Annotated in this window: 21 protein-coding genes, 2 pseudogenes and 1 other annotated feature; of the genes and pseudogenes, 1 reads left to right on the top strand and 22 read right to left on the bottom strand. The window is 31.6% G+C overall.

Annotation, left to right across the window (positions count from 1 at the left end; genetic code table 11):
* Positions 1–24: 24 nt before the first annotated feature.
* The 22 genes and pseudogenes from cooS to TKV_RS12290 all read right to left on the bottom strand — a co-directional run.
* Positions 25–1,908, bottom strand: coding sequence for an anaerobic carbon-monoxide dehydrogenase catalytic subunit (gene cooS, locus TKV_RS03875; RefSeq protein WP_049684818.1), 1,884 nt, complete (start codon positions 1,906–1,908; stop codon positions 25–27).
* A gap of 307 nt (positions 1,909–2,215) precedes the next feature.
* Positions 2,216–2,449, bottom strand: coding sequence for a hypothetical protein (locus TKV_RS03870; protein WP_049684817.1), 234 nt, complete (start codon positions 2,447–2,449; stop codon positions 2,216–2,218).
* 42 nt (positions 2,450–2,491) lie between these two features.
* A complete protein-coding gene (locus tag TKV_RS03865; protein ID WP_049684816.1) occupies positions 2,492–3,781 on the bottom strand; it encodes a bifunctional folylpolyglutamate synthase/dihydrofolate synthase in 1,290 nt (429 codons plus the stop codon).
* Between the two features lie 28 nt (positions 3,782–3,809).
* Entirely contained in the window at positions 3,810–4,346 is a 537-nt protein-coding gene (locus TKV_RS03860) for a GNAT family N-acetyltransferase (RefSeq protein WP_049684815.1), read from the bottom strand.
* Between the two features lie 17 nt (positions 4,347–4,363).
* On the bottom strand, positions 4,364–7,003 hold the full coding sequence (locus TKV_RS03855; protein ID WP_049684814.1) for a valine--tRNA ligase: 2,640 nt from the start codon (positions 7,001–7,003) through the stop codon (positions 4,364–4,366).
* Between the two features lie 41 nt (positions 7,004–7,044).
* Positions 7,045–7,246: a binding site (T-box leader), on the bottom strand.
* A 76-nt stretch (positions 7,247–7,322) separates the two neighbouring features.
* Positions 7,323–8,708, bottom strand: a complete 1,386-nt coding sequence (locus tag TKV_RS03850; protein ID WP_049684813.1) for an HlyD family efflux transporter periplasmic adaptor subunit — start codon at positions 8,706–8,708, stop codon at positions 7,323–7,325.
* Between the two features lie 5 nt (positions 8,709–8,713).
* On the bottom strand, positions 8,714–10,936 hold the full coding sequence (locus TKV_RS03845) for a peptidase domain-containing ABC transporter (protein ID WP_049684812.1): 2,223 nt from the start codon (positions 10,934–10,936) through the stop codon (positions 8,714–8,716).
* A gap of 53 nt (positions 10,937–10,989) precedes the next feature.
* On the bottom strand, positions 10,990–11,328 hold the full coding sequence (locus tag TKV_RS14110; RefSeq protein ID WP_407702006.1) for a CPBP family glutamic-type intramembrane protease: 339 nt from the start codon (positions 11,326–11,328) through the stop codon (positions 10,990–10,992).
* A 251-nt stretch (positions 11,329–11,579) separates the two neighbouring features.
* Positions 11,580–12,056 carry a CPBP family intramembrane glutamic endopeptidase gene (locus tag TKV_RS03840; RefSeq protein ID WP_049684811.1) on the bottom strand — a complete coding sequence of 159 codons (477 nt, stop codon included), beginning with the start codon at positions 12,054–12,056 and terminating at the stop codon, positions 11,580–11,582.
* A 176-nt stretch (positions 12,057–12,232) separates the two neighbouring features.
* The gene (locus tag TKV_RS03835; RefSeq protein WP_049684810.1) at positions 12,233–12,436 is read right to left on the bottom strand and encodes a lactococcin G-alpha/enterocin 1071A family bacteriocin; all 204 of its coding nucleotides are present in this window, start codon (positions 12,434–12,436) and stop codon (positions 12,233–12,235) included.
* A gap of 79 nt (positions 12,437–12,515) precedes the next feature.
* Positions 12,516–12,716: a lactococcin G-beta/enterocin 1071B family bacteriocin gene (locus TKV_RS03830; protein ID WP_049684809.1), complete on the bottom strand. Its 201-nt coding sequence runs from the start codon at positions 12,714–12,716 to the stop codon at positions 12,516–12,518.
* A 326-nt stretch (positions 12,717–13,042) separates the two neighbouring features.
* Entirely contained in the window at positions 13,043–13,372 is a 330-nt protein-coding gene (locus TKV_RS03825; protein WP_049684808.1) for a hypothetical protein, read from the bottom strand.
* Positions 13,373–13,445: 73 nt separating this feature from the next.
* Positions 13,446–13,715, bottom strand: coding sequence for a hypothetical protein (locus TKV_RS13180; RefSeq protein WP_049684807.1), 270 nt, complete (start codon positions 13,713–13,715; stop codon positions 13,446–13,448).
* A gap of 1,037 nt (positions 13,716–14,752) precedes the next feature.
* Positions 14,753–15,028: a Blp family class II bacteriocin gene (locus tag TKV_RS03810; RefSeq protein WP_049684805.1), complete on the bottom strand. Its 276-nt coding sequence runs from the start codon at positions 15,026–15,028 to the stop codon at positions 14,753–14,755.
* A 535-nt stretch (positions 15,029–15,563) separates the two neighbouring features.
* Positions 15,564–15,749: a cysteine peptidase family C39 domain-containing protein gene (locus TKV_RS12295; protein ID WP_236617415.1), complete on the bottom strand. Its 186-nt coding sequence runs from the start codon at positions 15,747–15,749 to the stop codon at positions 15,564–15,566.
* 126 nt (positions 15,750–15,875) lie between these two features.
* The gene (locus tag TKV_RS03805) at positions 15,876–16,652 is read right to left on the bottom strand and encodes a CPBP family intramembrane glutamic endopeptidase (protein ID WP_049684804.1); all 777 of its coding nucleotides are present in this window, start codon (positions 16,650–16,652) and stop codon (positions 15,876–15,878) included.
* Positions 16,653–16,915: 263 nt separating this feature from the next.
* Complete coding sequence (locus TKV_RS03800) at positions 16,916–17,101, bottom strand: hypothetical protein (protein ID WP_236617414.1); 186 nt, start codon at positions 17,099–17,101, stop codon at positions 16,916–16,918.
* 31 nt (positions 17,102–17,132) lie between these two features.
* Positions 17,133–17,315, bottom strand: coding sequence for a lactococcin G-beta/enterocin 1071B family bacteriocin (locus TKV_RS03795; protein WP_049684802.1), 183 nt, complete (start codon positions 17,313–17,315; stop codon positions 17,133–17,135).
* 523 nt (positions 17,316–17,838) lie between these two features.
* Entirely contained in the window at positions 17,839–17,988 is a 150-nt protein-coding gene (locus TKV_RS13140; RefSeq protein ID WP_173402326.1) for a hypothetical protein, read from the bottom strand.
* 91 nt (positions 17,989–18,079) lie between these two features.
* Positions 18,080–18,259 carry a class IIb bacteriocin, lactobin A/cerein 7B family gene (locus TKV_RS03790; RefSeq protein WP_003870880.1) on the bottom strand — a complete coding sequence of 60 codons (180 nt, stop codon included), beginning with the start codon at positions 18,257–18,259 and terminating at the stop codon, positions 18,080–18,082.
* A gap of 406 nt (positions 18,260–18,665) precedes the next feature.
* Positions 18,666–18,893, bottom strand: a complete 228-nt coding sequence (locus tag TKV_RS03785) for a hypothetical protein (RefSeq protein ID WP_049684801.1) — start codon at positions 18,891–18,893, stop codon at positions 18,666–18,668.
* Between the two features lie 383 nt (positions 18,894–19,276).
* A pseudogene (locus tag TKV_RS12290) lies at positions 19,277–20,109 on the bottom strand (transposase); the annotation flags it as partial.
* Here TKV_RS12290 and TKV_RS03775 point away from each other — a divergent pair.
* A pseudogene (locus tag TKV_RS03775) lies at positions 20,106–20,909 on the top strand (transposase); the annotation flags it as partial. The pseudogenes TKV_RS12290 and TKV_RS03775 sit on opposite strands and share 4 nt — an antisense overlap.
* Between the last annotated feature and the right edge of the window lie 16 nt (positions 20,910–20,925).

Here is a 20,925-nt window from a genome sequence, read left to right as displayed (position 1 = left end):
TTTTATTCCTCCCATATTTTTCAATTATATATTGAGTAGTTTGCGCCTTTCCATTATAGAACTTTCCATAGCATCGGCTCCGAGAATTGGATCAGCTTCTATTATAAACCGTGCACCTACCATATCCTTTAATTTTGATGTAAGAAGTTCTGTTATTAAGTTGCTGCCCGTTACAGCCGGTGGGGTCCCCAAAAGCAGGTCAAGTCCAAGAACAACTCCGAAGGTTCCGTCGGCTAAAGCCTGTTCTTCAAGCCATTGTGGTGCAGAAGCAACTACAGGTATTTGGGGAACATCCACTTTTAATTCTTCAGCAATTTCCTCTGCTATTATATGAATTCTTCCTATAGAAAGACAAGGACCTATATTTAAAACAGGAGGTATGTTTAATTTACGGCATACTTCTTTAAGCTTAGGACCTGCCAGTTCAATGCTTTCCAATCCGTAAAGTCCGGCATTTTCTAGATTTCCTCCTACACATCCGTTGCCAAGCACTAATATATCTCTTTTGATAAGTTCTTTGGTTAGTTCAACACCATATATACCATGACCCTTTGCAGCCATATTAGAACAACCAACAACACCTGCTACACCCTTTATATCGCCTTTAACTATTAAATCAATGAGAAGTTTCCATGAACCACCTAAAGCTCCTTTAATACTGTCTTCAGTGAATCCTGTCATAGCTGGGGTTTTCTCAGTTGGGACATCTATTTTAACCTTTCCGCGCCTATTTTTGTAAGCTTTTATAGCTTCATCAAGAGTAATAGCGGCATATTCATCAGCTTTTTCAGGCTGGAATTGATAGAGATCTGCCCCTACTTTTTTGGCTACATCATCAAGGCATATCTGTTTTACCAAGTATTCTTTACATATTGGTTCAATACCAGGTAAAGTACAGTTAAACTCTGAAAATACAAGGTCAATCGCTCCTGTACCCAAAATATATTCTTGTGTGAAATTATTACCGACATATCCACCAAACGCACTGTTTTTATCGGAAGCACATCTCAATTCATAATCCTGACCAACACAGGTTACACCATATATTTTAAAACCTTTAGCACCTGCTTCCTGAGCCTTCTTAACCCATTCCTTGCTGCTCGCCATTTCCAAAATACGATTTGAAACAACCTGTTGATGTCCTCCAATAGTAGCAAGATTAATATAACCCTGATCGATAACACCAAAATTAGAATAGGTTGAAGCAATCTTTGGACTTCCAAGCAATATATCCTGCATTATACAAGTTAATTCAAGACCGTATATACCTGTTATAATACCAAGTCTTAAACAATGCACTGCCATATCAACAGGGTCACTATTCAAATTGGTAGAAGTTTTAGTAAGAGCTGCAATAATTTCTTCATTCACCCCACCAGGCATTATGTTAAGACTTTTCCATGTCGAAACTCTTGCTGGTAGAGATAATTTTTCAACAAGTTCAGCCTTTTCCGTATAAGGCTTTGAAAGATCATTCAAAACCCTTGTAGCAAATTCATAAGCAATTCTTTTTATATCCTTGTTAGTATTTATACCCATTTTTTTAGCATATTTTTTTAGCTTTTCTTCATCTTTAATAGTATAAGAAGATTTACCTTCAGCTACGGAAAGTAATGTATTAGCCGCATTGCGACAATGATGCACATAACAAGAAGTACCGGCCGCTATTGCTCTCAAAAGATTGCGTGCAACTATTGTATCTGCAGTGGCACCACAAATTCCTACTGGTTGAGTTGGGGTTATTCTACAAGGTCCATTAGAACACAACCTACAACAAATACCTTTGTAGCCGAAACCACATTTTGGATCACGCTTTTCCCAACGTTTTATAGCCGTATCAACAAAACCAGGCTTTCGAGAAAGTTCATCAATGACTTTTTCAGCAGAATAAATGTAATTATCACTCATATTATCACAACTCCTTTTTTTATATTTATTGTTTATAATATAATTTTACTTTCATTATAAATCAAAGTCAATACTAATTAATAATTTTTTTCGCTTAATGTTTGTTTTTAATTTAAAATGATTACACAAGAACTATACACTTGTCTTTATACAGTTTTGTGCTAGAGCGTAGCAACAGAATGAATGTTAAGATGAAAATTGCCTTATGTGGAAATAAAATTAATTATTTCTCACATAAGGCCTACATTAATAATTTTGAGATAAGCTATTATTCTTATAATAATTCGATAAAACAAAACTGCTTTTATCATGCGTCTATTATTTTTTCCATCAGCTCATTCATGTTGTACTTTATTTTTTGTTCTTTGGCAATTCTCAAAAGTCTTATATACTCCTGCCTTGCAAAATCGTATTTTAATCTCGCCAATTTCGTCTTAAGGTAGTTGTCATTTTCTATCATCTCCAAATTTCTCTCTGCTTCTTTCATAACCTTTAGTGCCTTATCTATCTCCTGTAGCAACGTAGTATTATTTATTTCCATAACAACCACCTTCTTATTATGTCCTTTACACCTTACATTATATTAAAACCCTCCCTTAAATATTACCTTTTTAAGTAATGATCTCACATGACCTATCATGTAGAGTGACCCACAAAAAAGCACCATATCCTCTTCCTTAGCTATATCCAAGGCGTATTTTACCGCCTCTTCAATATTTTCAATTGGAATTACGTTTTCTTTATCTATCTTTTGTGCAAGTTCACTTGCCCTATAAGCTCTTTCACTTATTGGCATCGTCGTTATTATTACATCCGCCTTTGGCACAATTATATTAAGCATATTTTGAGTGTCCTTGTCCTTAAGCATCCCTACCACAAGAATCAGTCTGTCGTAATTAAATAGCTTTAAAGAATTTTTTAGCACAGAAATTCCTTGAGGATTATGAGCTCCATCTATCACCACATAAGGCTGTTTCCTCATGACTTCCAATCTTCCTGCCCATTTCGCTTTATAAAGCCCTTTTTTTATATCTTCTTCTGTTATTTTATATCCATACATTTCTAACTTTTTAACAGCCTCTATCGCCAAAGCAGCATTATAAATCTGATGTTCTCCCAGTATAGTGATTTTTAAATCTTTATGTTTTTTATAGTCAAAAACTTGGAAATCTGCATTTTGTTCTTTTATAACCACATTGCTTTTTTCAAGAACAGTCAAATATGCGTTCCTCACTTCACATGCTTCCATGATAACTTTCATCGCTTGAGGATGTTGATAAAAACTTACGACAACTCCATTTTGTTTGATGATTCCAGCTTTTTCATAAGCAATTTCTCCTAAAGTATGCCCTAATCTGTCTGTGTGGTCATAATCAATAGTCGTTATGACAGAAACTAAAGAAGAATCTATAGCATTTGTTGCATCAAATCTGCCCCCAAGCCCCACTTCCAACACTACAAAATCCACTTTTTCATCATAAAAATATTTAAAAGCAATTGCAGTTACCACTTCAAATTCCGTCGGATGATTGTATCCTTCCTCCACCATGCGAGATATTATAGGCTTTATATATTCAACATAATAAATCAACTTTTCCTTGGAAATATTTTCTCCGTTTATTCTCATTCTCTCTTCAAATTCTTCCAGGAAAGGCGAAGTATATAAAGCTACTTTGTACCCAGCCTGCTGCAAAATGTTGCTTATAAAAGCTGATGTAGAGCCTTTTCCATTTGTACCAGCAACGTGGATAATTTTAAGTTTTTTTTGAGGATTTCCCATATAACTTAATAATCTTTTTATATTTTCCAGTCCTAATTTTACGCCAAATTTGTAAGTACCGTGTATGTAGTTAATCGCCTCTTCATAATTCATTCAAGCTCATCTCCTATACAGACTGATTTTACAAAAACAATCCCATTAAAACTTCATCTACATACTCATCTCCAATTTTAAACTGCCGCCTTCTTCTGCCCTCTTCTTCAAAGCCAAATTTTTTATAAAGGTGTATTGCCACCTCATTTGTACTAAAAACACTGAGGCAAAGTTTTTCATAACCTTTGCTTTTTGCCCAATTAATAGCTTCCGTAAACAATTTTGTCCCGATTCCTACATTCCTAAATCGAGCGTCTATACTTATACCTATTTCTCCTACATGTTGTACTTTAGGAGACCTTCCTCCATAATAACGAAAGAGAGTAAGGCAGCCTATGATTTCTCCACCGTAGTCTGCCACCAAAATCAAATCTTTGTTGCGGTCTAAATTTTTTATAAGCTGTTTTTCTTCCTCTTCAGACCAGTTAAATGTCTCTGACACCATATACAATTTTTCTCTTCCAACACTGCTTAAAAGCTTTATTATCCCCCTCGCATCTTTTATCTTAGCTTCTCTTATAACCAGGTGAGACTCTTTTTTTGGCCTTTTAAACAAAGATAACATACAAATACCCCTAGAGGTTAACTCTTTAATAACTTAAGTCTTTCTTCTATGTTTTTAAGCATTGCAGTGTATTTTTCTAATTTCTCTCTTTCTGCATTTACTACTTTTTCTGGCGCTTTTTTGACGAAATTTTCATTATTTAAAAGCCCTTGTGCTCTTTCAATTTCGCTTATCACTTTTTGTCTTTCTTCATTAAGCCTCTTTATCTCTTCTTCTAAGTCTATTAAATCTTCAAGTGGAAGTACCACCAATCCTCCTTCTATTGCTCCACTCAAAGCTTTATGAGGAATTTTACTTTTATCTGTTTCAATTACAACTTCGCTAGCACCTGCAAGTTTCATTATATAATTTGTACCCACTTCAAACACCTTTACATAATTTTCATTTTCAACAGCCACAATAACTTTTGCTTTTTTAGAAGGGGAAACATTTGCTTCTGCTCTTAAATTTCTAATGGTCCTAATAGCTTCCATTATAATCTCAGCATTTTTCGCTTCTTCAGTGAAATCCAGTTCTTCTTTGTATTTCGGCCATTCAGCAATCATTATGCTCTCGCCCTCATGAGGTAAATTCTGCCATATTTCTTCAGTTATAAAAGGCATAAAGGGGTGCAAAAGCCTCAAAGTATTGTCAAGCACATATCTTAAAACAGACTTTGTAACCTTTTTAGCTTCAAGGTTATCACTGTATAGCACAGGTTTACTAAGCTCTATATACCAATCACAAAATTTGCTCCACACAAAGTCATAAAGCTTTGTCGCGGCTATTCCTAACTCAAATTTTTCTAAATTCTCTGTCACTTCTTTTACTATATTGTTATACCTTGTCAAAATCCACTTATCAGCAATAGTTAACCCCTCTGTATAAAGATTAGTATCATTATCAGTTAAATTCAGCAACACATATCTTGAAGCGTTCCACAATTTATTTGCAAAGTTTCTGCTGAGTTCAACTTTGTCCTGACTAAACCTCATATCGTTTCCTGGAGCATTTCCTATAACTAATGTAAACCTTAAAGTATCTGCTCCATACTTTTCAATAACCTCTAACGGGTCTATTCCATTGCCAAGAGATTTGCTCATTTTTCTACCTTGAGCATCCCTGACTAAACCATGTATCAAAACATGCTTAAATGGCACTTCTTTCATAAATTCCAAACTCATAAAAATCATTCTTGCAACCCAGAAGAAAATTATGTCATATCCCGTAACAAGTACATCTGTCGGATAGAAATATCTTAAATCTTCTGTTTCTTCTGGCCAACCCATAGTAGAGAAAGGCCAAAGTGCAGAACTAAACCAAGTATCTAATACATCTTCGTCTTGATGTATGTGTATGCTTCCGCACGCTTCACATTTTTGCGGGTCTTTACGCGATACAGTTATATGACCACAGTCATCGCAGTACCAGGCAGGAATTCTGTGTCCCCACCATAATTGCCTGGAAATACACCAATCCTTTATGTTTTCTAACCAATTAGTGTATATTTTTTCGAATCTTTCAGGGACAAACTTAATTTTTCCTTCTTTTACAACTTCTAAAGCAGGTTTTGCTAAGGGCTCCATTTTTACAAACCACTGCTTGGAAAGTAGAGGTTCAACTACCGTATCGCACCTGTAACAATGTCCCACATTGTGAACGTGGTCTTCAACTTTTAGAAGTAGTCCGAGATTTTTGAGGTCTTCTACTATCTTTTCTCTCGCCTCATATCTATCAAGCCCTTTATATTTTCCCCCATTTTCATTGATTATCGCATTCTCATTCATTATATTGATAAATGGAAGATTGTGTCTTGTCCCCATCTCAAAGTCATTTGGGTCGTGAGCAGGTGTAACTTTAACAGCACCTGTTCCAAATGAAGGATCAACGTAGCTGTCAGCAATTACAGGTATCTCCCTTCCCACAAGTGGCAGTATCAAAGTCTTACCTACCACATCCTTATACCTTTTATCATCAGGATTTACAGCAACTGCTACATCCCCCAGCATCGTCTCTGGCCTTGTAGTAGCTATAACTACATATCCATCTTCCCCTTTTATGGGATATTTGATGTACCACAAATGCCCTTTTTGCTCTTTATGTTCCACTTCCGCATCAGATAAAGCAGTGTTGCAGTCTGGGCACCAATTTATTATCCTATCACCTCTGTATATGAGCCCTTTTTCATAGAGTGAAACAAAAACCTCTCTTACCGCCCTTGAACATACTTCATCCATAGTAAAGCGTGTCCTTATCCAATCACAAGAAGAACCCAACTTTTTTAATTGGCTTAAAATACGGTTTTCGTATTTGTCCTTCCATGCCCATGCCCTTTTCAAAAACTCTTCTCTTCCTATTTCTTCCTTTGTGAGCCCCGTTTCTTCTCTTATCGTGTCTAAAACTTTTATCTCCGTCGCAATGCTGGCATGGTCTGAGCCAGGTATCCACAAAGCTGCATAACCCTGCATTCTTTTCCATCTTATCAATATGTCCTGCAAAGTATTATCAAGTGCATGTCCCATGTGCAATTGCCCTGTTATGTTTGGAGGCGGTATAACAATGGTAAATGGCTGTTTTTCAGGGTCTATTTTAGGAGTAAAATATCCTTTTTCCATCCAAAAAGCATAAATTCTATCTTCAAATTCCTTTGGATTGTAGGTTTTAGCTATCTCTTTCATTCCTCACACTCCTTCTACAGAATTTTAAAACCCTTTCACCCACAAAGGGCGAAAGGGCATTTCGCGGTACCACCTTCATTTATCACTCAAGCTATAACGGGCAGACCCGTTTAAACCTACTAAACTTCGGTTTACAGGCTCCAGAGCTACCTTCAGTGTACCTTTGGCGGGAATCCTTTCAGCCCATGGGATATCCCTCTCTTTAGCCAGTATACACTTACTCCTCTCTTTCATAGCCTCATATTCCATTTGATATATAATATATATAAAATCTCATGAATTGTCAACAGTTAATTCCCTACAGGTTAAAGGAACTCAACTAATCTTTCAAATTGAGTTGTTCTAAAAGATAGTAAAGCATTTTTTCCCTATGGCCAATAACATGGGCTTCTACTATCATGCCCACCTTTATGTTTTTCTTTTCTCCTTTACGATTATACAGAGGTTTATTATCAATGGTCGCCTCTGCTTCATAGTAATTAAGCCCACTTTGTTTGTCTAATCTCGAGTCTATACTTAATTTTACTATTTCACCTGACAGCTCTCCGTATTCTTGATAAGGCAAAGCTAAAATATGATATTTTATTTTTTGGCCAACTTTTATATCTGCAATATCTTTGTTAGGAATATAAAGTTTTACTATATATTCTGAATTATCTGGAATAATTTTAACCATTTCTAATCCACTTTGTATTAAATCTCCTTCTTTTATACTCGTTATCATATCAATTTTGCCGTTTGCTGGAGACTTTATTATATAATCCTCAATTGCAAGATTTATATTCTGAAGTTCTCCTTTTAATTTCTCTATTTCTTTTTCATCGGAGTAGATATTATCTTCTATTTGAGCTATGGTATCTGCTGTGAATTTTTCTACATTTACATTATTCAAATTAGCTTTGATTTCCTTGAGTTTTTCTTCATTCTGCTCGATATTTGACTTGAGGCTAAGCATATATTGATTTTGATAACTTATAAGGTCATCTTTTGCATTTTGAACTGTATTTTCTGCATCATAATATTTTTGAGTTAAGGCATTTTGCAATTGCTCAATTTTATCCTGTCTCTGATTAATATTCATTTGATAATCAACAAATTGGTTGTAATAAGAAGTGTCATTGTTTATCTTATTTTCATTTTGGTCTATGGATTTTTTTAAATTTTTTAAATTCTCCAATATGTTATCTATATTCTGTGCCTGAACATTAATACCGTAAAGTTGGCTTTCTATGGCTTTTTTATTTATGTAAAAATCTAAATACTTATAGTAATAATACATTTCATTCTCAGAACTTTTATCAAAATAGTTTTTTCCATCCTGAATACTATTTTTTAATTTTTTTAAATTTTCTACTTCACTAATCTTATTAGCAAGTTGTTTTTCTAATATGGATTTTTGTAATTCTAAGTTTTTATGCTCTATTACGTATAAAACATCTCCTTTTTTCACTTTTTGACCATCTGTAACATATATTTTCTCCACATTGCCTGTCACTTTGTTTGAGATGATAAATTCTTTGTAAGGTCTTATAATTCCGTTTGCTTTAACTACTATTTCTTTCTCGCTAAAATAAGACCATATCAAGAAAGATATAATAAGAAGCAATAAAATATAAACAGAAACACTCGCAATAGGATGCGGTTTGGATTCTAAAAGTTCTCTGCTGTCTGTAAGTTCTTCTATATTTTGTACTATCTCTCTCACAAAGGTCACGCTCCTATCGAATTAGAAGCTGCTGCTTCTTCATCTCCAAGTTCGTAATTAGATATTGGAATTTGGTCCTTCCATAATTCATAATACTTTCCTCCTAATCTCATTAATTCTTCATGACTACCACTTTCTACGATTTTTCCTTTATCCATAACATATATAGTATCACTTCTCATAATAGTACTTAATCTATGAGCAATTATTATAGTAGTAATATCTTTACTGAATTCATCTATCATATCATGTATTGTTTTTTCGGTAGTACTATCCAAATTACTAGTAGCTTCATCCATTATTAATATATCAGGCTTTTTCAAGATTGCTCTTGCTATTGCAAGTCTTTGCTTTTGCCCACCAGACAAATTTGCACCATTTTCTTCTAACATAGTTTCATATCGTAAAGGTAGACTATTAATAAAATCATGAATCTGGGCTTTTTTACAAGCCTCTATTATTTCTTCAAATTCTATATTATCTGATCCAAGAGTAAGATTTTCTCTGATAGTGCCATTAAAGAAAAAAGCATTCTGTGATATGTACGCAATTTTTTCTCTTAGAACTTCTAAATTTATATCTTTTATATTATATCCATTTATAAGTATTTCGCCTTTCTCCGGTTGATAAAAACTCATTAGGAGCTTTACCAGAGTTGTTTTACCCGAACCGCTTTCACCAACAAGTGCTATTTTTTCTCCTGAAGAGATGTGTAAAGTTATGTCATCTAAAACCTTCTGCCTTGTTCCATACCTAAAAGTTACATTTACAAAGTCTATATCTCCTCTTAATGATGCAGGATTGATCTTTTTATCTTCATTTTTGCTCTTTTCTATTTCTAAATCTAGTATTTCACCTAATCGGTCTGCTGCAACTAAGGCTGTCTGTATTTGGGGTTGAAGATTTATAAGATTTTCTATAGGCTCTAAAAAGTAAGCAAGTAAAGCATTAAAGGTTAAAAGTTCACCTATGGACAACCTGCCATGTATTACTTCATTGGCTCCAACCCATAGTAAAACAATTCCAAATACACTTTTTACTCCACTTTTTAATGAGGATTGTAAATTATTCATCCATCCATTTTTAAAAGCACTTTTTATAAATTTTATAAATCTCTTTTCTGTTTCAAAATTTACCTTCCGTTCTGCATTGAATGCTTTTACAGTTCCAATCCCGTTTAATGATTCTACAAGATAAGATGTCAATTTTGCATTATTTTCCATCATTGTTCTATTTATGTTTTTTAAAGGATTGTTAAATACCCAGACAATAATAGCATATAAAATAACAGGAACAAGGGTTATACCAAATAGCATGTGGTTTTGACTATATAATATAGCACCACCTATTATAACCATTAACGTATCTATCATTACAGTAAGAGTCGCTCCTGATATAGCTTCCCTTATCCTTGCTGCATCATTAAAACGAGATATTATTTCTCCTACTTCCCGCGTATCAAAGAAATTCATAGGCAATTCAATGACATGGTTGTAGTATCCAAGCATCAATGGTATATCAATATTTTGGCTTAAATATAAAAGTAACTGCGTTCTAAAGGCATTCAGTAAAATTTTAAAAATGTATAATACAATAATTCCTATTGAGAACATATTAAGAGTTTTAACTAAGCCATTTGGAAGTATGGAGTCCATTAAGAATTTGAAATAGAATGAGCCTATAATTCCTAAAATAGTAAATACTAGGGATACAAAAAATATGTGTACTATCAGTCTTTTTTGAGGTTTTAATAATGAAAAGAATCTTGAAAATAGTCCTTGCGTTTCATCACCTTTTTTAAATTGAACTGTTGGCACCATAAGAATGAGTACGCCTGTCCATATTTTAAAAAATTCTTTAGGAGTATATCTTACGATTCCCTTTGCAGGGTCAGCAATAATTAATTCTTTTTTAGTTATCTTATGTATTACCACATAATGAAGTAATCTCCCGTCAATAATCACATGGGCTATTGCAGGAAGTGGAAATTCATTAAAAATATCTTCGGGTTTGTTTGCTTTAACTCCTTTAGCTGTAAAACCAAGTTTCTCTGCTGCTTTTATTAAACCGTAAGCACTTGTGCCCTGTTTGTCTGTCCCTGCAACTTCTCTTATTTTTGATATTGGTATTTTTAATCCATACTGTTTCGATATTGTTGCAAGACATGCAGCTCCACAATCTTTTATGTCATGTTGTTTAATGCATACATAGCGCTTAAATATGTTCATAATATCTCACCTTTTATAAAATTATCACTAACATCATTAAATCAATCATAAGATTACAAGTTAAATATTAACGTATTTCTATTGGTAATTATGAAGAGCAGTACATCTATTATATTGTGAATACTAGGAATAGATAAAACAATCGCAAATGAACTTAGGGTTTTATTTCTATAAATCAAATATGAATAATTTAAAATTACTACCGCTAAAAAAGTTGAAATCATGTAAAATAAGCTATAGCTATGTAATATTCCAAAGATTATTGAAGCCACAATTATAAGTAAGGCCTTGTGATTATTTAAATAGTTTATCTTGCTTAAAAAGTAAAGTAAAACAACTTGGAAAAGGTATGTTTCTAATACTGGACCTATTATTCCTACTAAAATAAACATTAATATTGGTGACATATTAAATTCAGGTCCACTAAAATCAATATTAGAAAATATTAGCATACAAGACCATTAAGTTATCTATTAAATTATGAAAGTATTATCATTATTAGAATATAACATAAATCAGAAAGGTTATTTAAATAGTCATGAATTTTTTTACATATATTCATTAAAATACTCCTTTAACTTTTCATGTTTTTCAAACATTTAGATCTAACTTTTAAACACTAGTTGTTTTGTGAGGACTGTTATTATAAATAAAAAACTAGTAGAACTAGTATATTATAAATGATATGTATAGTTAGAGCAATAATAAATGAACTCAGAGTTTTATTTTTATATATTAAATACGAATAATTTAAAATCACCCCTAAGAGGAAACCAAAAATTATGTAATCAGAACTATAATTATGCAATATCCCAAAAATTATTGAAGCTACAATTACAAGCAAAGCTTTGTTGTTATTTAAATAATTTATTTTTTTTAAAAAATAAATTAAAACAACTTGAAAAAGGTATGTTTCTATTATTGGTCCTACTATTCCTACTAAAATAAGCATCAATATTGGCGACATACCGAATTGCGGCCTCTTAAAAGGAATATTAAAAATATTAGTATATAATCCTGTCAAAACATTTGCCATCCATGTAAACATCACCATTATCAAAATATAAGAATAATCTGAAACATTATTTAGGTAATCTTGAATCTTTTTATTGATACTCATCAATTAAAATACTCCTTTTTTCATAAAATACAAAAAATAACATAATTCTTTTCTAAATTTTTTCATAAAACTATAATGATATAGTGCAAATTAGATTATATTAGTTATTAGACAAAAATTTTTAAAATAGGCGAAAGCTGCTTATAACCTATTTGTCATTAAAAAACTACACTCTCTTATACCAATCCCTGTAGTAAAAGTTCTTTATTTCTTTCTTTTTCTCTTGATTTTTTCATTATTTCAAAAGCACTGGGTTGCGTATAAGAAGCACCCTTCATTAGATAATAAGTTAAATATCCTGCTACGAAACCAACTTTAGAAAAAAAACCATTATCGCCTCCATTAATAGTGAGTAATTCTTCTTCTTTTATTGTATTCATTTATTTCACACTCCTTTTTTCGGTTTGATACCCACTTTAACGCGAAAAATGAACATTCTAATTTCATTATTTATATATTTTACTTATCACGGTCCCGAGCATAAGCTGCCTTAAAACCATCAACAAATCCCTTCCCAAAATCATACACTGCATCAATTATTCCTATTAGAGTACCTAATTTCCCTAAAGTTTCCCATGGATTGCCTCCATTTATTTTTTGTAACTCATCTTCAGTTAAATACAACATATTAGAATTAGGTTGGTTTAAACTAGCTTCCATCTTCCTCCCTCCTTCTTTTTAACTTGACTTAAACCAACAGCTTTCGCCTATTTATTTTAAACTGCCATGCATGGCAAATTTTTTATCAACTATACGATATGTAAAAAACCCGCTTTTCTTTTTTGTTTTTCCTAAACCTACTACTACGTTTTTCTGTAGTTTTTGTATTTTTTTACTCCAAACTATAGAAAAATATAAGGGTGCTTTTTATTTTCCTTCCATTCTTTAATAGAATAATCAAAATCATTATTAAATGCACTTATTGTTCTCATAATTACAAAAGTTATTCCGCTACTTTTGTTATTTAAAAATCATTATTTAAAAACCTAAAAACTCAAATTTGTAATAATAGCAAGAACTATTGTTAGCAAAACTACTATTGAAATTGCCCAGATAAATCCTATAATTATTTTTTCTTTCACTTCATCAGGTTGTTTCAACGGGGAATACTTGTAATTCTTAGTGTATACTATATAATTAAGTATTAAAATTACACACGGATCAAATATCAAAGCTATTACCACTATAATATTTGTATTAGCAATATTACCTGAAACCAATAAGTTCATTAAAAATATCAAAGAAGACAAAACTGCAATTATAGAAATTAAAAAAGTCAAAAAAAACAATAGTTTTTCCATTTTCTTAGAACCCATTTTATCGTACCTCATTTCTTTAGTTTCGAGTTATCAGCAAATAAACTTGCTGATAACTCGAAGTTCAATTAGATTAATGGCTAAAACCATAGCCAATTGTTGCACCACCTATACCAGATGCAGCAACTGTCAAACCCGCAAGTGCAATTTCACCTGCTGTTCCAGCTCCTAAGATAACAGCTACAGGTATAAAAGCAAGTCCAGCACTAACCGCTAAACCTGCAGCCCCTAATACAATGCCTGTACCTGCTGCAACAGCAGCCCAATCAACTCCACCATCAACAACTATTAAATCATCTTCTGTCAATTCCATAAATTCATTCATTGGTATTACGGCTTCCATTCCTTTCCCTCCTCTCCTTTCTTACTCCAATCGCACGATTTTCATCTATTTTAACCTGCCATGCATGGCAATATGTAAGAAACTCGCTTTTCTTTCTTAATTTTTCTTGAATTCACATCCATTTCTATATCTTACCTCTAATTTAGCATAAAATTTTTTTCGTTGTCTACTACATTTTTCTGTAGTTTCACGTTTTTTTAATCTAAGCTAAAGAAAATGTAGGGTTATTGTTTATTTCCCTTCCAGACAATGTACTTACCATTCCTAACTATTATAAGAATTACTCTATTTTCCCTATATTTTATGCGAAAATAGATTTTCATCCATGGTTGTGCTTTGTTAAGCATGATTAGTTAACATTAAATTTTATCAGGAAAAAGAGCAATCTCCATATATTTTTTGTAAAAAATTTTCGCTTAATTTGGCCCTCAAATGGCTCTATTTGGGTATTTTATAAATTCACTTGCTGAATTCAAGTTTTAATTATATAGACTTAACTTTTTATTTTGACTTTTTTTGCCTCCAATAAAAATTGTATACAATTCTATACACAATACCTACACTTAACCCAACTAATATTGACACTATCATTCGTGAATAAAAATTCATATTTTCTGTTAACAAAACTGAAACTAGCCCAACAATCATACCAAAAATAAAAGAATTTATATAACTTAAATTTTTCATAGTATTTTATTCCCCTTTTTAACTTATTTTTTATTATCCCTTTAATAATATCAAAAATTAAAATTACAATAATAATTTAATGTATCTTAAACAAAATAAAAAATTTTCTCTCATAATCTTATTTATAAATATCCTAAACAAAACAAGAAAAAATTTAAGCAAGAATCTTTGAGTAAAAACTTACATATTTTTCAACTAACATTCTTAATTTATTTAATGATAACTCCATGTAGTGAGAATTTAACGTAATTACCCTCATACTTATTCTCACTACATGGAGTTTTTTAATATAATTAAAATAACATAGTTATGGATATATTTAGTTTTAACAAAATTTTATAAGCAAAGCTTCAATATATCATGAAAAAGTATGTTGGCCATGGGTTTTTAACATAATATTTAACTCCACCAGCAACTGCACCCCCTATTCCTGATACCAATGCTTTTTCTATATTACCAGTTGCTATAGCCCCAGCTGCTCCACCTAGAAACCCACCAACTACCTCATTATATAAACCTTTCCAATCAACAGGATATGCAGCAAGCATTGGTCCACCGCCGTCAACAACCATCAAATCTTCTTCTGTCAATTCCATAAATTCATTCATTGATAATGCAACCTCCATCTTATTCCCTCCTCTCCTTTCTGACTCCAATCGCGCGATTTTCATCTAAATTTTAAAATACCATGGTAAATCTTTTTACAAAATAAGTATTAAAAATAATGAACAGCACTGATGACTTAGAAATTACGACCATTCCAGATGTTTATGTAAAATTTGCTCAACTGATAATTCTTTATTTATGTGTTTCTCTATAAGAACAATTTACCTCTATTGATAAACACGTTCAACCTTCAAAAGGCTCCATTTTTATCCGTTTTTTTTTTTTTTTTTTTTTTTGAATTTGCTCACGTTTCCTTAATTTATCTTAATTTTACATTAATTATCCTAATTGTTTGTTTTAAGTGCAATTTCCTCTGACTTAAGTTTTAAAAAACATACAATTATGTACCGACTATATGTCCATGCATCTTCATATTTACGTTTTCTTTATAATAATATAAAATTGTTCATTTTTTCAATATCCGAAAGTATACTATTTTTAATTTTTTTAAATAAATTTTTCTGCAAAAAGTATACTTTAGTATACTAATAATTGTCATAAACCAAAAATATCTTCCGATTTATTCGCTTTAACTCCTTTTGCCGTAAAGCCAAGCTTTTCGGCTGATTTTATCAAGCCATATACACTTGTCCCTTGTTTATCCGTTCCTGCAGCTTCTCGTATTTTTGACATAGGTATTAAGCCCATATTGCTTTGATATTGTTGCAATACATGCTGCACCACAATCTTTTATATCGTGTTGTTTTATGCATATGAAATGAGTGAAGATTGACATATTTTATTACCTCGATAATTTATAATATATTTTCATCTTATATAAATCATTATTAATTAAATAACATATTTTTACATATAGCACTTTTTTCTTTGAGAATAAAAAAATTTAATTGTTATAATTAATAAAATACAGCCAAGAAAAAAATAAAATGTTGATTCTATCTTATTCATATTATGAATTATATTATCAAACAATCCTCCTAATAATCCAATTAAATTTGAAGATATATGTATAATAATAGGAGCCCAAATTGATCCAGTTAAATAATACATAACTGATAAAAAAATGCCTAGTAAAAATGCATAAAAGCCTTGGTATAATGAACCATGAATTATAGCAAATATAGCTGACTGTATTATTATTGCCGTATAAATTGATAATTCTTTTCTTAATTCATTAAAAATTAAACCTCTAAAAATTATTTCTTCTACTATTGGTGCTATGATTACAACAGATAAAAAAACTGTTAGAAAATTTACTTTATAATTCCCTATTTTGTTATAAAAATCTTGGTACTTATAATAATCAGGAAAATGCTTGTATAATTCTAATGTAAAATTCATTATTTCTAAAACCATGTTAAAAATTAAACCCATAAATATTAATAATATCAATTCACTAAATTTTATTTTTTTGAATGAGCAATATCTGTATAAGCTTATATTTCTATTTTTAAAAAGTAAAAATAAACATACTATTGTTAATATTGACGATAACAAAGTCATTATATTAAAATCTATATTACCTATAAATACCATCAAAATTCCCGCAATTAATAGTGAACAAAGAAAATATATTCCTAAATATATAATTATATTCTCAAAAATTTGATTATCTTTATTCATATAATTCGCTCCATTTTCTCAAAAATAAGTTTAAGTATAATTTCATCTATTATATTTGTTACTACCCAGCTAATTTATAAATTGTATATAAAAAGCAGAGTCATGATTACTGGTACAGCGTTCACTGAATGTAATAAAACACCAAAAAGACGACACTGTACAAGTCCCCATAGCAAAACAGCAATGATAGCTAAGTAGTAACTCATATTTTAGATATCACAAGCGAAGGAATATTTCCTTCTCTTGTGATATTTTCTAAACTATTAATTTTGATTAAAAACACTACCCCAAACTGTATTTGAGCTCATCGAAGCTGGTGGATAATCAATAGGAGCATTAAATATCATTCCCCCTATATATCCAACAGCATACCCAATGTAATATAGTATACCTCCACCATTAACATCTCTTAATTCCGTTTCATTTAAAACTTTAAATTCGCTATCCATTTTATACCTCCTCTCAAAAAATCTTTCTTTCTCACTTCCAAGCATTTAATCCATCTTTAAAACCATCAACAACCCCATTGCCAAAATCTATTGCCATATCTATTAAACCAATCCAAAATCCAGCACCATGCAAAAAGCCTTTTCCACCGTCAATCATCATCAAGTCCTCTTCTGTCAATTCCATAAATCCATTCATTGGTAATACTGCTTCCATCTTATTCCCTCCTCTCCTTTTTGACTACAATCGGCCGATTTTCATCTAAATTTTAAAATACCATGGTAAATCTTTTTACAAAATAAGTATTAAAAATAATGAACAGCACTGATGACTTAGAAATTACGACCATTCCAGATGTTTATGTAAAATTTGCTCAACTGATAATTCTTTATTTATGTGTTTCTCTATAAGAATAGTTTACCTCTATTGGTAAATACGTTCAACCTTCAAAAAGCTTCATTTTTATCTGTTCTTTTTTTTTTTTTTTTTGAATTAGCTCCTGCTTGCTATTATTTGCTTACATTTCCTCTCTTTTACTTGGTTTTTCATTATTTTTTATGTAAAAGAGCTATTTTTAAGTGTTTTAAAATATTTAGAAATATTTTAAAACACTTAAATTTTATATTATGCACTTGTAACCTGTTTATCTGTTCCTGCAGTTTCTCTTATTTTCGAGATAGGTATTTTAAGACCATACTGCATTATTGTGCTTTCCCAACTAACTGTGCTATTAAAACATCTAGTGTAGTAGATAATATACAAATTTTCCTACTATTTCTCCTATTTTTATTCCGCTTAATACTACAAGAGTAACTATTATAAACAACAAAGAAACCTTAATTACAGGAAATTTATTTAATTTTTCCATCAAAAAATTGACACCATCCATTTATTTTACCCTCTCCATAATTTCTATTTGGTTCTGTCAAGGGCCAGCGCTAGCTGGGGCAAAGCCTCTACCCTTGACAGATACTACCTTTCTATTTTCTATCTGCTCTTTCTGCTTCTTTATATCCTACATAAGCTCCTATGCCTAAGCCTATCACAAAAGCTCCCCCTACTATAATACCTGCTATAACTACAGGAGCTATTCCACCGTTAATATCATACAATTCATTTTCAGAAATTTCATTAAATCCAACAACATTCATTAATTCCATTTTTTGTTATGCCTCCTCTCACTTTTATTATAGCTTAAATCATGGATGTGTAGCATAATAAATAGCTTTTCCTACATATTCACCAATTTGAATTCCTAGATAAACTACTCCTCCTACTGCTGCTACTGCCCCAGCCACTGCAAGAATTGGCAAAGCACCTCAATTTATTTCTTGAAGTTCTTGCTCAGATGTTATATCTTGTAATCCTCTTTCAGAAAAATTACCTAAATCAACATTTCTATTTTTAGATCCCATCCCGGAAAGTTAATAAGATAATTTCCTAATTTTAGAGAATACTTGCAATAACTCTCAAAAACTCTTTGCTTTTCCTTGGAAAAACATTGTACCACATTCGCTTTAGCACTTCTTTAGCACCTGGCTTTGCTCGGCACCCAGAATCGCACCTTTATCCTCCAATTTGATGGAACTTTTCCAACACTCTCCTACTGTTCCCTTTCTTTAGTATGTTAAATCCAAATATTATTGCAATTATTCCGCAAACTATCAATAAAGGACCCACAATAAGAAAAATCTTTTTTGAGGAATCCGACAGTATAATAAGATTTAATAAACCACACGCTGAAATAACAAAGCCAGTTATTATAATTAATAACTTACTTGCTTTTTCCTTCATCTTTTATTCGCCTCTATAATTTTTAATTTAAACTTTTTATAATATAGTATCTTACACTTAACCCTTTCGTTTATTATTTTTGCTAATTATAATATAAATAGTTGATCCCAAAACACCCATAATAAATCCAACAATAGCAGGTATATAAACTTGAATTCGGCAAGTAGCAAGCAAATTAAAAATTCAATTTCCATGAATGTAAAAAAACAGGTGTTTTGTTATAAGTTTTGCACTTTGATAACTGCATATTTACATTGAAAGAATAAAAGCTATATCCTTTTTTACAGTTAATTTACTCTTTTAAGGTATAGCAAAGCTAACCGTCTACTTGATATGGCGGTTTCTATCATTTGGTATATTTTTTGGTATATTCTATGTGTTTACTATGTTAAGCAAAATACCATTAGTGCTTTTCGTATATACGTTATCACAGTTTTAAGAAACGGATTATTAGGATAACGTATATGCCTATAACGTCCTTTCCCAACAAGATTACCAGGTACATTATATAATATTCGCCTTATTGTGGTTATCTCATGATGCCTCATAAACTCTGGCAAAATAGTCCTTTTGAACCAATTATGGAGATTGTAAGCGATCATTTTGATAAGCAAAAATATTTCGTTGCAAAATTTGTTTCTTTGACTGTTTTTTGAAAAAGCAAATCCTTCTTTTAGTTCATCTATTTTGTTTTCAATGTCGCAGCGTTGGTTGTATTCATGAAATATCTCTTCAGGTGTCATGTATTCAATGTTCGTTACTATAGCCTGATAGATGGTCGACCATGGTACCTTGGATTATAACCTACTGAAGCACCTTCCTGCTCTCCAAATATAGTACAAACTGTATCATCAAAATTCATAATGACTTCACGTTTCGTTCCTTTAGATTGCAAGGAAAGCAAAGTCTTGTTAATAAGTCTTAATTCTTCAAGAGAACTTTCAGGCAAAGCTTTAATTAAGTCTCTGCATACTTTTTCGCTGGGAACTTTATGCCCTTTAATTTCTGTGTATGCATTATCATATCTTAGTTGGTCCATGTGAAGAAAGCGGGTATTCCCTTGAATTACAGAATCAATCATAAAGTCAATAATCTCGGCTGGTTGAAAAACAGCATTTGGTGCTTTTTTAAAGGATAATATGCTTGAAAGAATTTTATTAAAGCCGATTTTTTCTTTAAATGCTTGTATGTATGTGAAAGTTACATTGTTTGATACCTTCGTTACAGGCTAAACATCCTATTCAAGCAACAGGATTTCATCAATCGCATTTAAAAGGAAAACAGGTTTGGGACCATCAATTTCTTGCTATGGTGATATCTTGTGGCAGAATAGTATTGCCATACTACATTATGGTATCAACACTCCCGATACCCAAAGGGCCAGCATATGGTCTTTGTGATTCCTGGTTTGCAAATGAAAAAGTAATTAATGCACACTTTAAGCAAGGCTATCATCTTATTGGTGCGCTTAAAATCAACCGCATTATATATCTCAAAGGGATTCGCATCCAGATAAAAGACTTTGCCCAGTATATTGATAAGAACGAAGTTCACCTCGTTACAGTGAAAGGTTCTAATTACTGGGTATATCGTTATGAAGGTGCTTTAAATGGGATAGATAATGCTGTAGTTCTAATATGCTGGCCTGAAAAAGCTTTTAAAAATCAAAAAGCTCTACATGCATTTTTATGCACTGATACTGAACTAAATACTGAGACTATTCTAAATTACTACAGTCAGAGGTGACCCATAGAGATTTTTTTCAGGCAGACAAAGAACAACCTTGGCTTAAATACATATCGAGTACGCTCTACAAAATCAATAGATAGGTTATTATGTCTTATATCATTGACATACCTGTATTGTACAGTTTCAAGTGATAAATATTGTCAATTTGGTTGTGGAATAGTTATAGTTCGTAAAGATGTACAAAAGCAGCGTATTCAATGGAACTATGATCAAGCTAAAAATAATATACCTATCGATGAGATTTTTGAGCAACTAAAATTGGCTTAGATAAAGTGTATCTATC

It is taken from the genome of Thermoanaerobacter kivui (assembly GCF_000763575.1).
Classification (GTDB): domain Bacteria; phylum Bacillota; class Thermoanaerobacteria; order Thermoanaerobacterales; family Thermoanaerobacteraceae; genus Thermoanaerobacter; species Thermoanaerobacter kivui.
This window is presented reverse-complemented; position numbering and strand designations above follow the sequence as displayed.

Excerpts from the sequence above, each read along its gene's own strand:
- TKV_RS03845 (WP_049684812.1), bottom strand. The coding sequence starts at position 10,936 with ATGAACATATTTAAGCGCTATGTATGCATTAAACAACATGACATAAAA.
- TKV_RS03835 (WP_049684810.1), bottom strand. The coding sequence starts at position 12,436 with ATGAATACAATAAAAGAAGAAGAATTACTCACTATTAATGGAGGCGAT.
- TKV_RS03870 (WP_049684817.1), bottom strand. The coding sequence starts at position 2,449 with ATGGAAATAAATAATACTACGTTGCTACAGGAGATAGATAAGGCACTA.
- TKV_RS03830 (WP_049684809.1), bottom strand. The coding sequence starts at position 12,716 with ATGGAAGCTAGTTTAAACCAACCTAATTCTAATATGTTGTATTTAACT.
- TKV_RS03785 (WP_049684801.1), bottom strand. The coding sequence starts at position 18,893 with ATGAAGGAAAAAGCAAGTAAGTTATTAATTATAATAACTGGCTTTGTT.
- TKV_RS03855 (WP_049684814.1), bottom strand. The coding sequence starts at position 7,003 with ATGAAAGAGATAGCTAAAACCTACAATCCAAAGGAATTTGAAGATAGA.
- TKV_RS03860 (WP_049684815.1), bottom strand. The coding sequence starts at position 4,346 with ATGTTATCTTTGTTTAAAAGGCCAAAAAAAGAGTCTCACCTGGTTATA.
- TKV_RS03790 (WP_003870880.1), bottom strand. The coding sequence starts at position 18,259 with ATGGAATTAATGAATGTTGTTGGATTTAATGAAATTTCTGAAAATGAA.
- TKV_RS03800 (WP_236617414.1), bottom strand. The coding sequence starts at position 17,101 with ATGGATAGCGAATTTAAAGTTTTAAATGAAACGGAATTAAGAGATGTT.
- TKV_RS03865 (WP_049684816.1), bottom strand. The coding sequence starts at position 3,781 with ATGAATTATGAAGAGGCGATTAACTACATACACGGTACTTACAAATTT.
- TKV_RS03795 (WP_049684802.1), bottom strand. The coding sequence starts at position 17,315 with ATGGAAGCAGTATTACCAATGAATGGATTTATGGAATTGACAGAAGAG.
- TKV_RS13180 (WP_049684807.1), bottom strand. The coding sequence starts at position 13,715 with ATGGAAGCCGTAATACCAATGAATGAATTTATGGAATTGACAGAAGAT.
- TKV_RS14110 (WP_407702006.1), bottom strand. The coding sequence starts at position 11,328 with ATGTTTATTTTAGTAGGAATAATAGGTCCAGTATTAGAAACATACCTT.
- cooS (WP_049684818.1), bottom strand. The coding sequence starts at position 1,908 with ATGAGTGATAATTACATTTATTCTGCTGAAAAAGTCATTGATGAACTT.
- TKV_RS03825 (WP_049684808.1), bottom strand. The coding sequence starts at position 13,372 with ATGGGTTCTAAGAAAATGGAAAAACTATTGTTTTTTTTGACTTTTTTA.
- TKV_RS03805 (WP_049684804.1), bottom strand. The coding sequence starts at position 16,652 with ATGAATAAAGATAATCAAATTTTTGAGAATATAATTATATATTTAGGA.
- TKV_RS03810 (WP_049684805.1), bottom strand. The coding sequence starts at position 15,028 with ATGGAGGTTGCATTATCAATGAATGAATTTATGGAATTGACAGAAGAA.
- TKV_RS13140 (WP_173402326.1), bottom strand. The coding sequence starts at position 17,988 with ATGGATGGTGTCAATTTTTTGATGGAAAAATTAAATAAATTTCCTGTA.
- TKV_RS03840 (WP_049684811.1), bottom strand. The coding sequence starts at position 12,056 with ATGAGTATCAATAAAAAGATTCAAGATTACCTAAATAATGTTTCAGAT.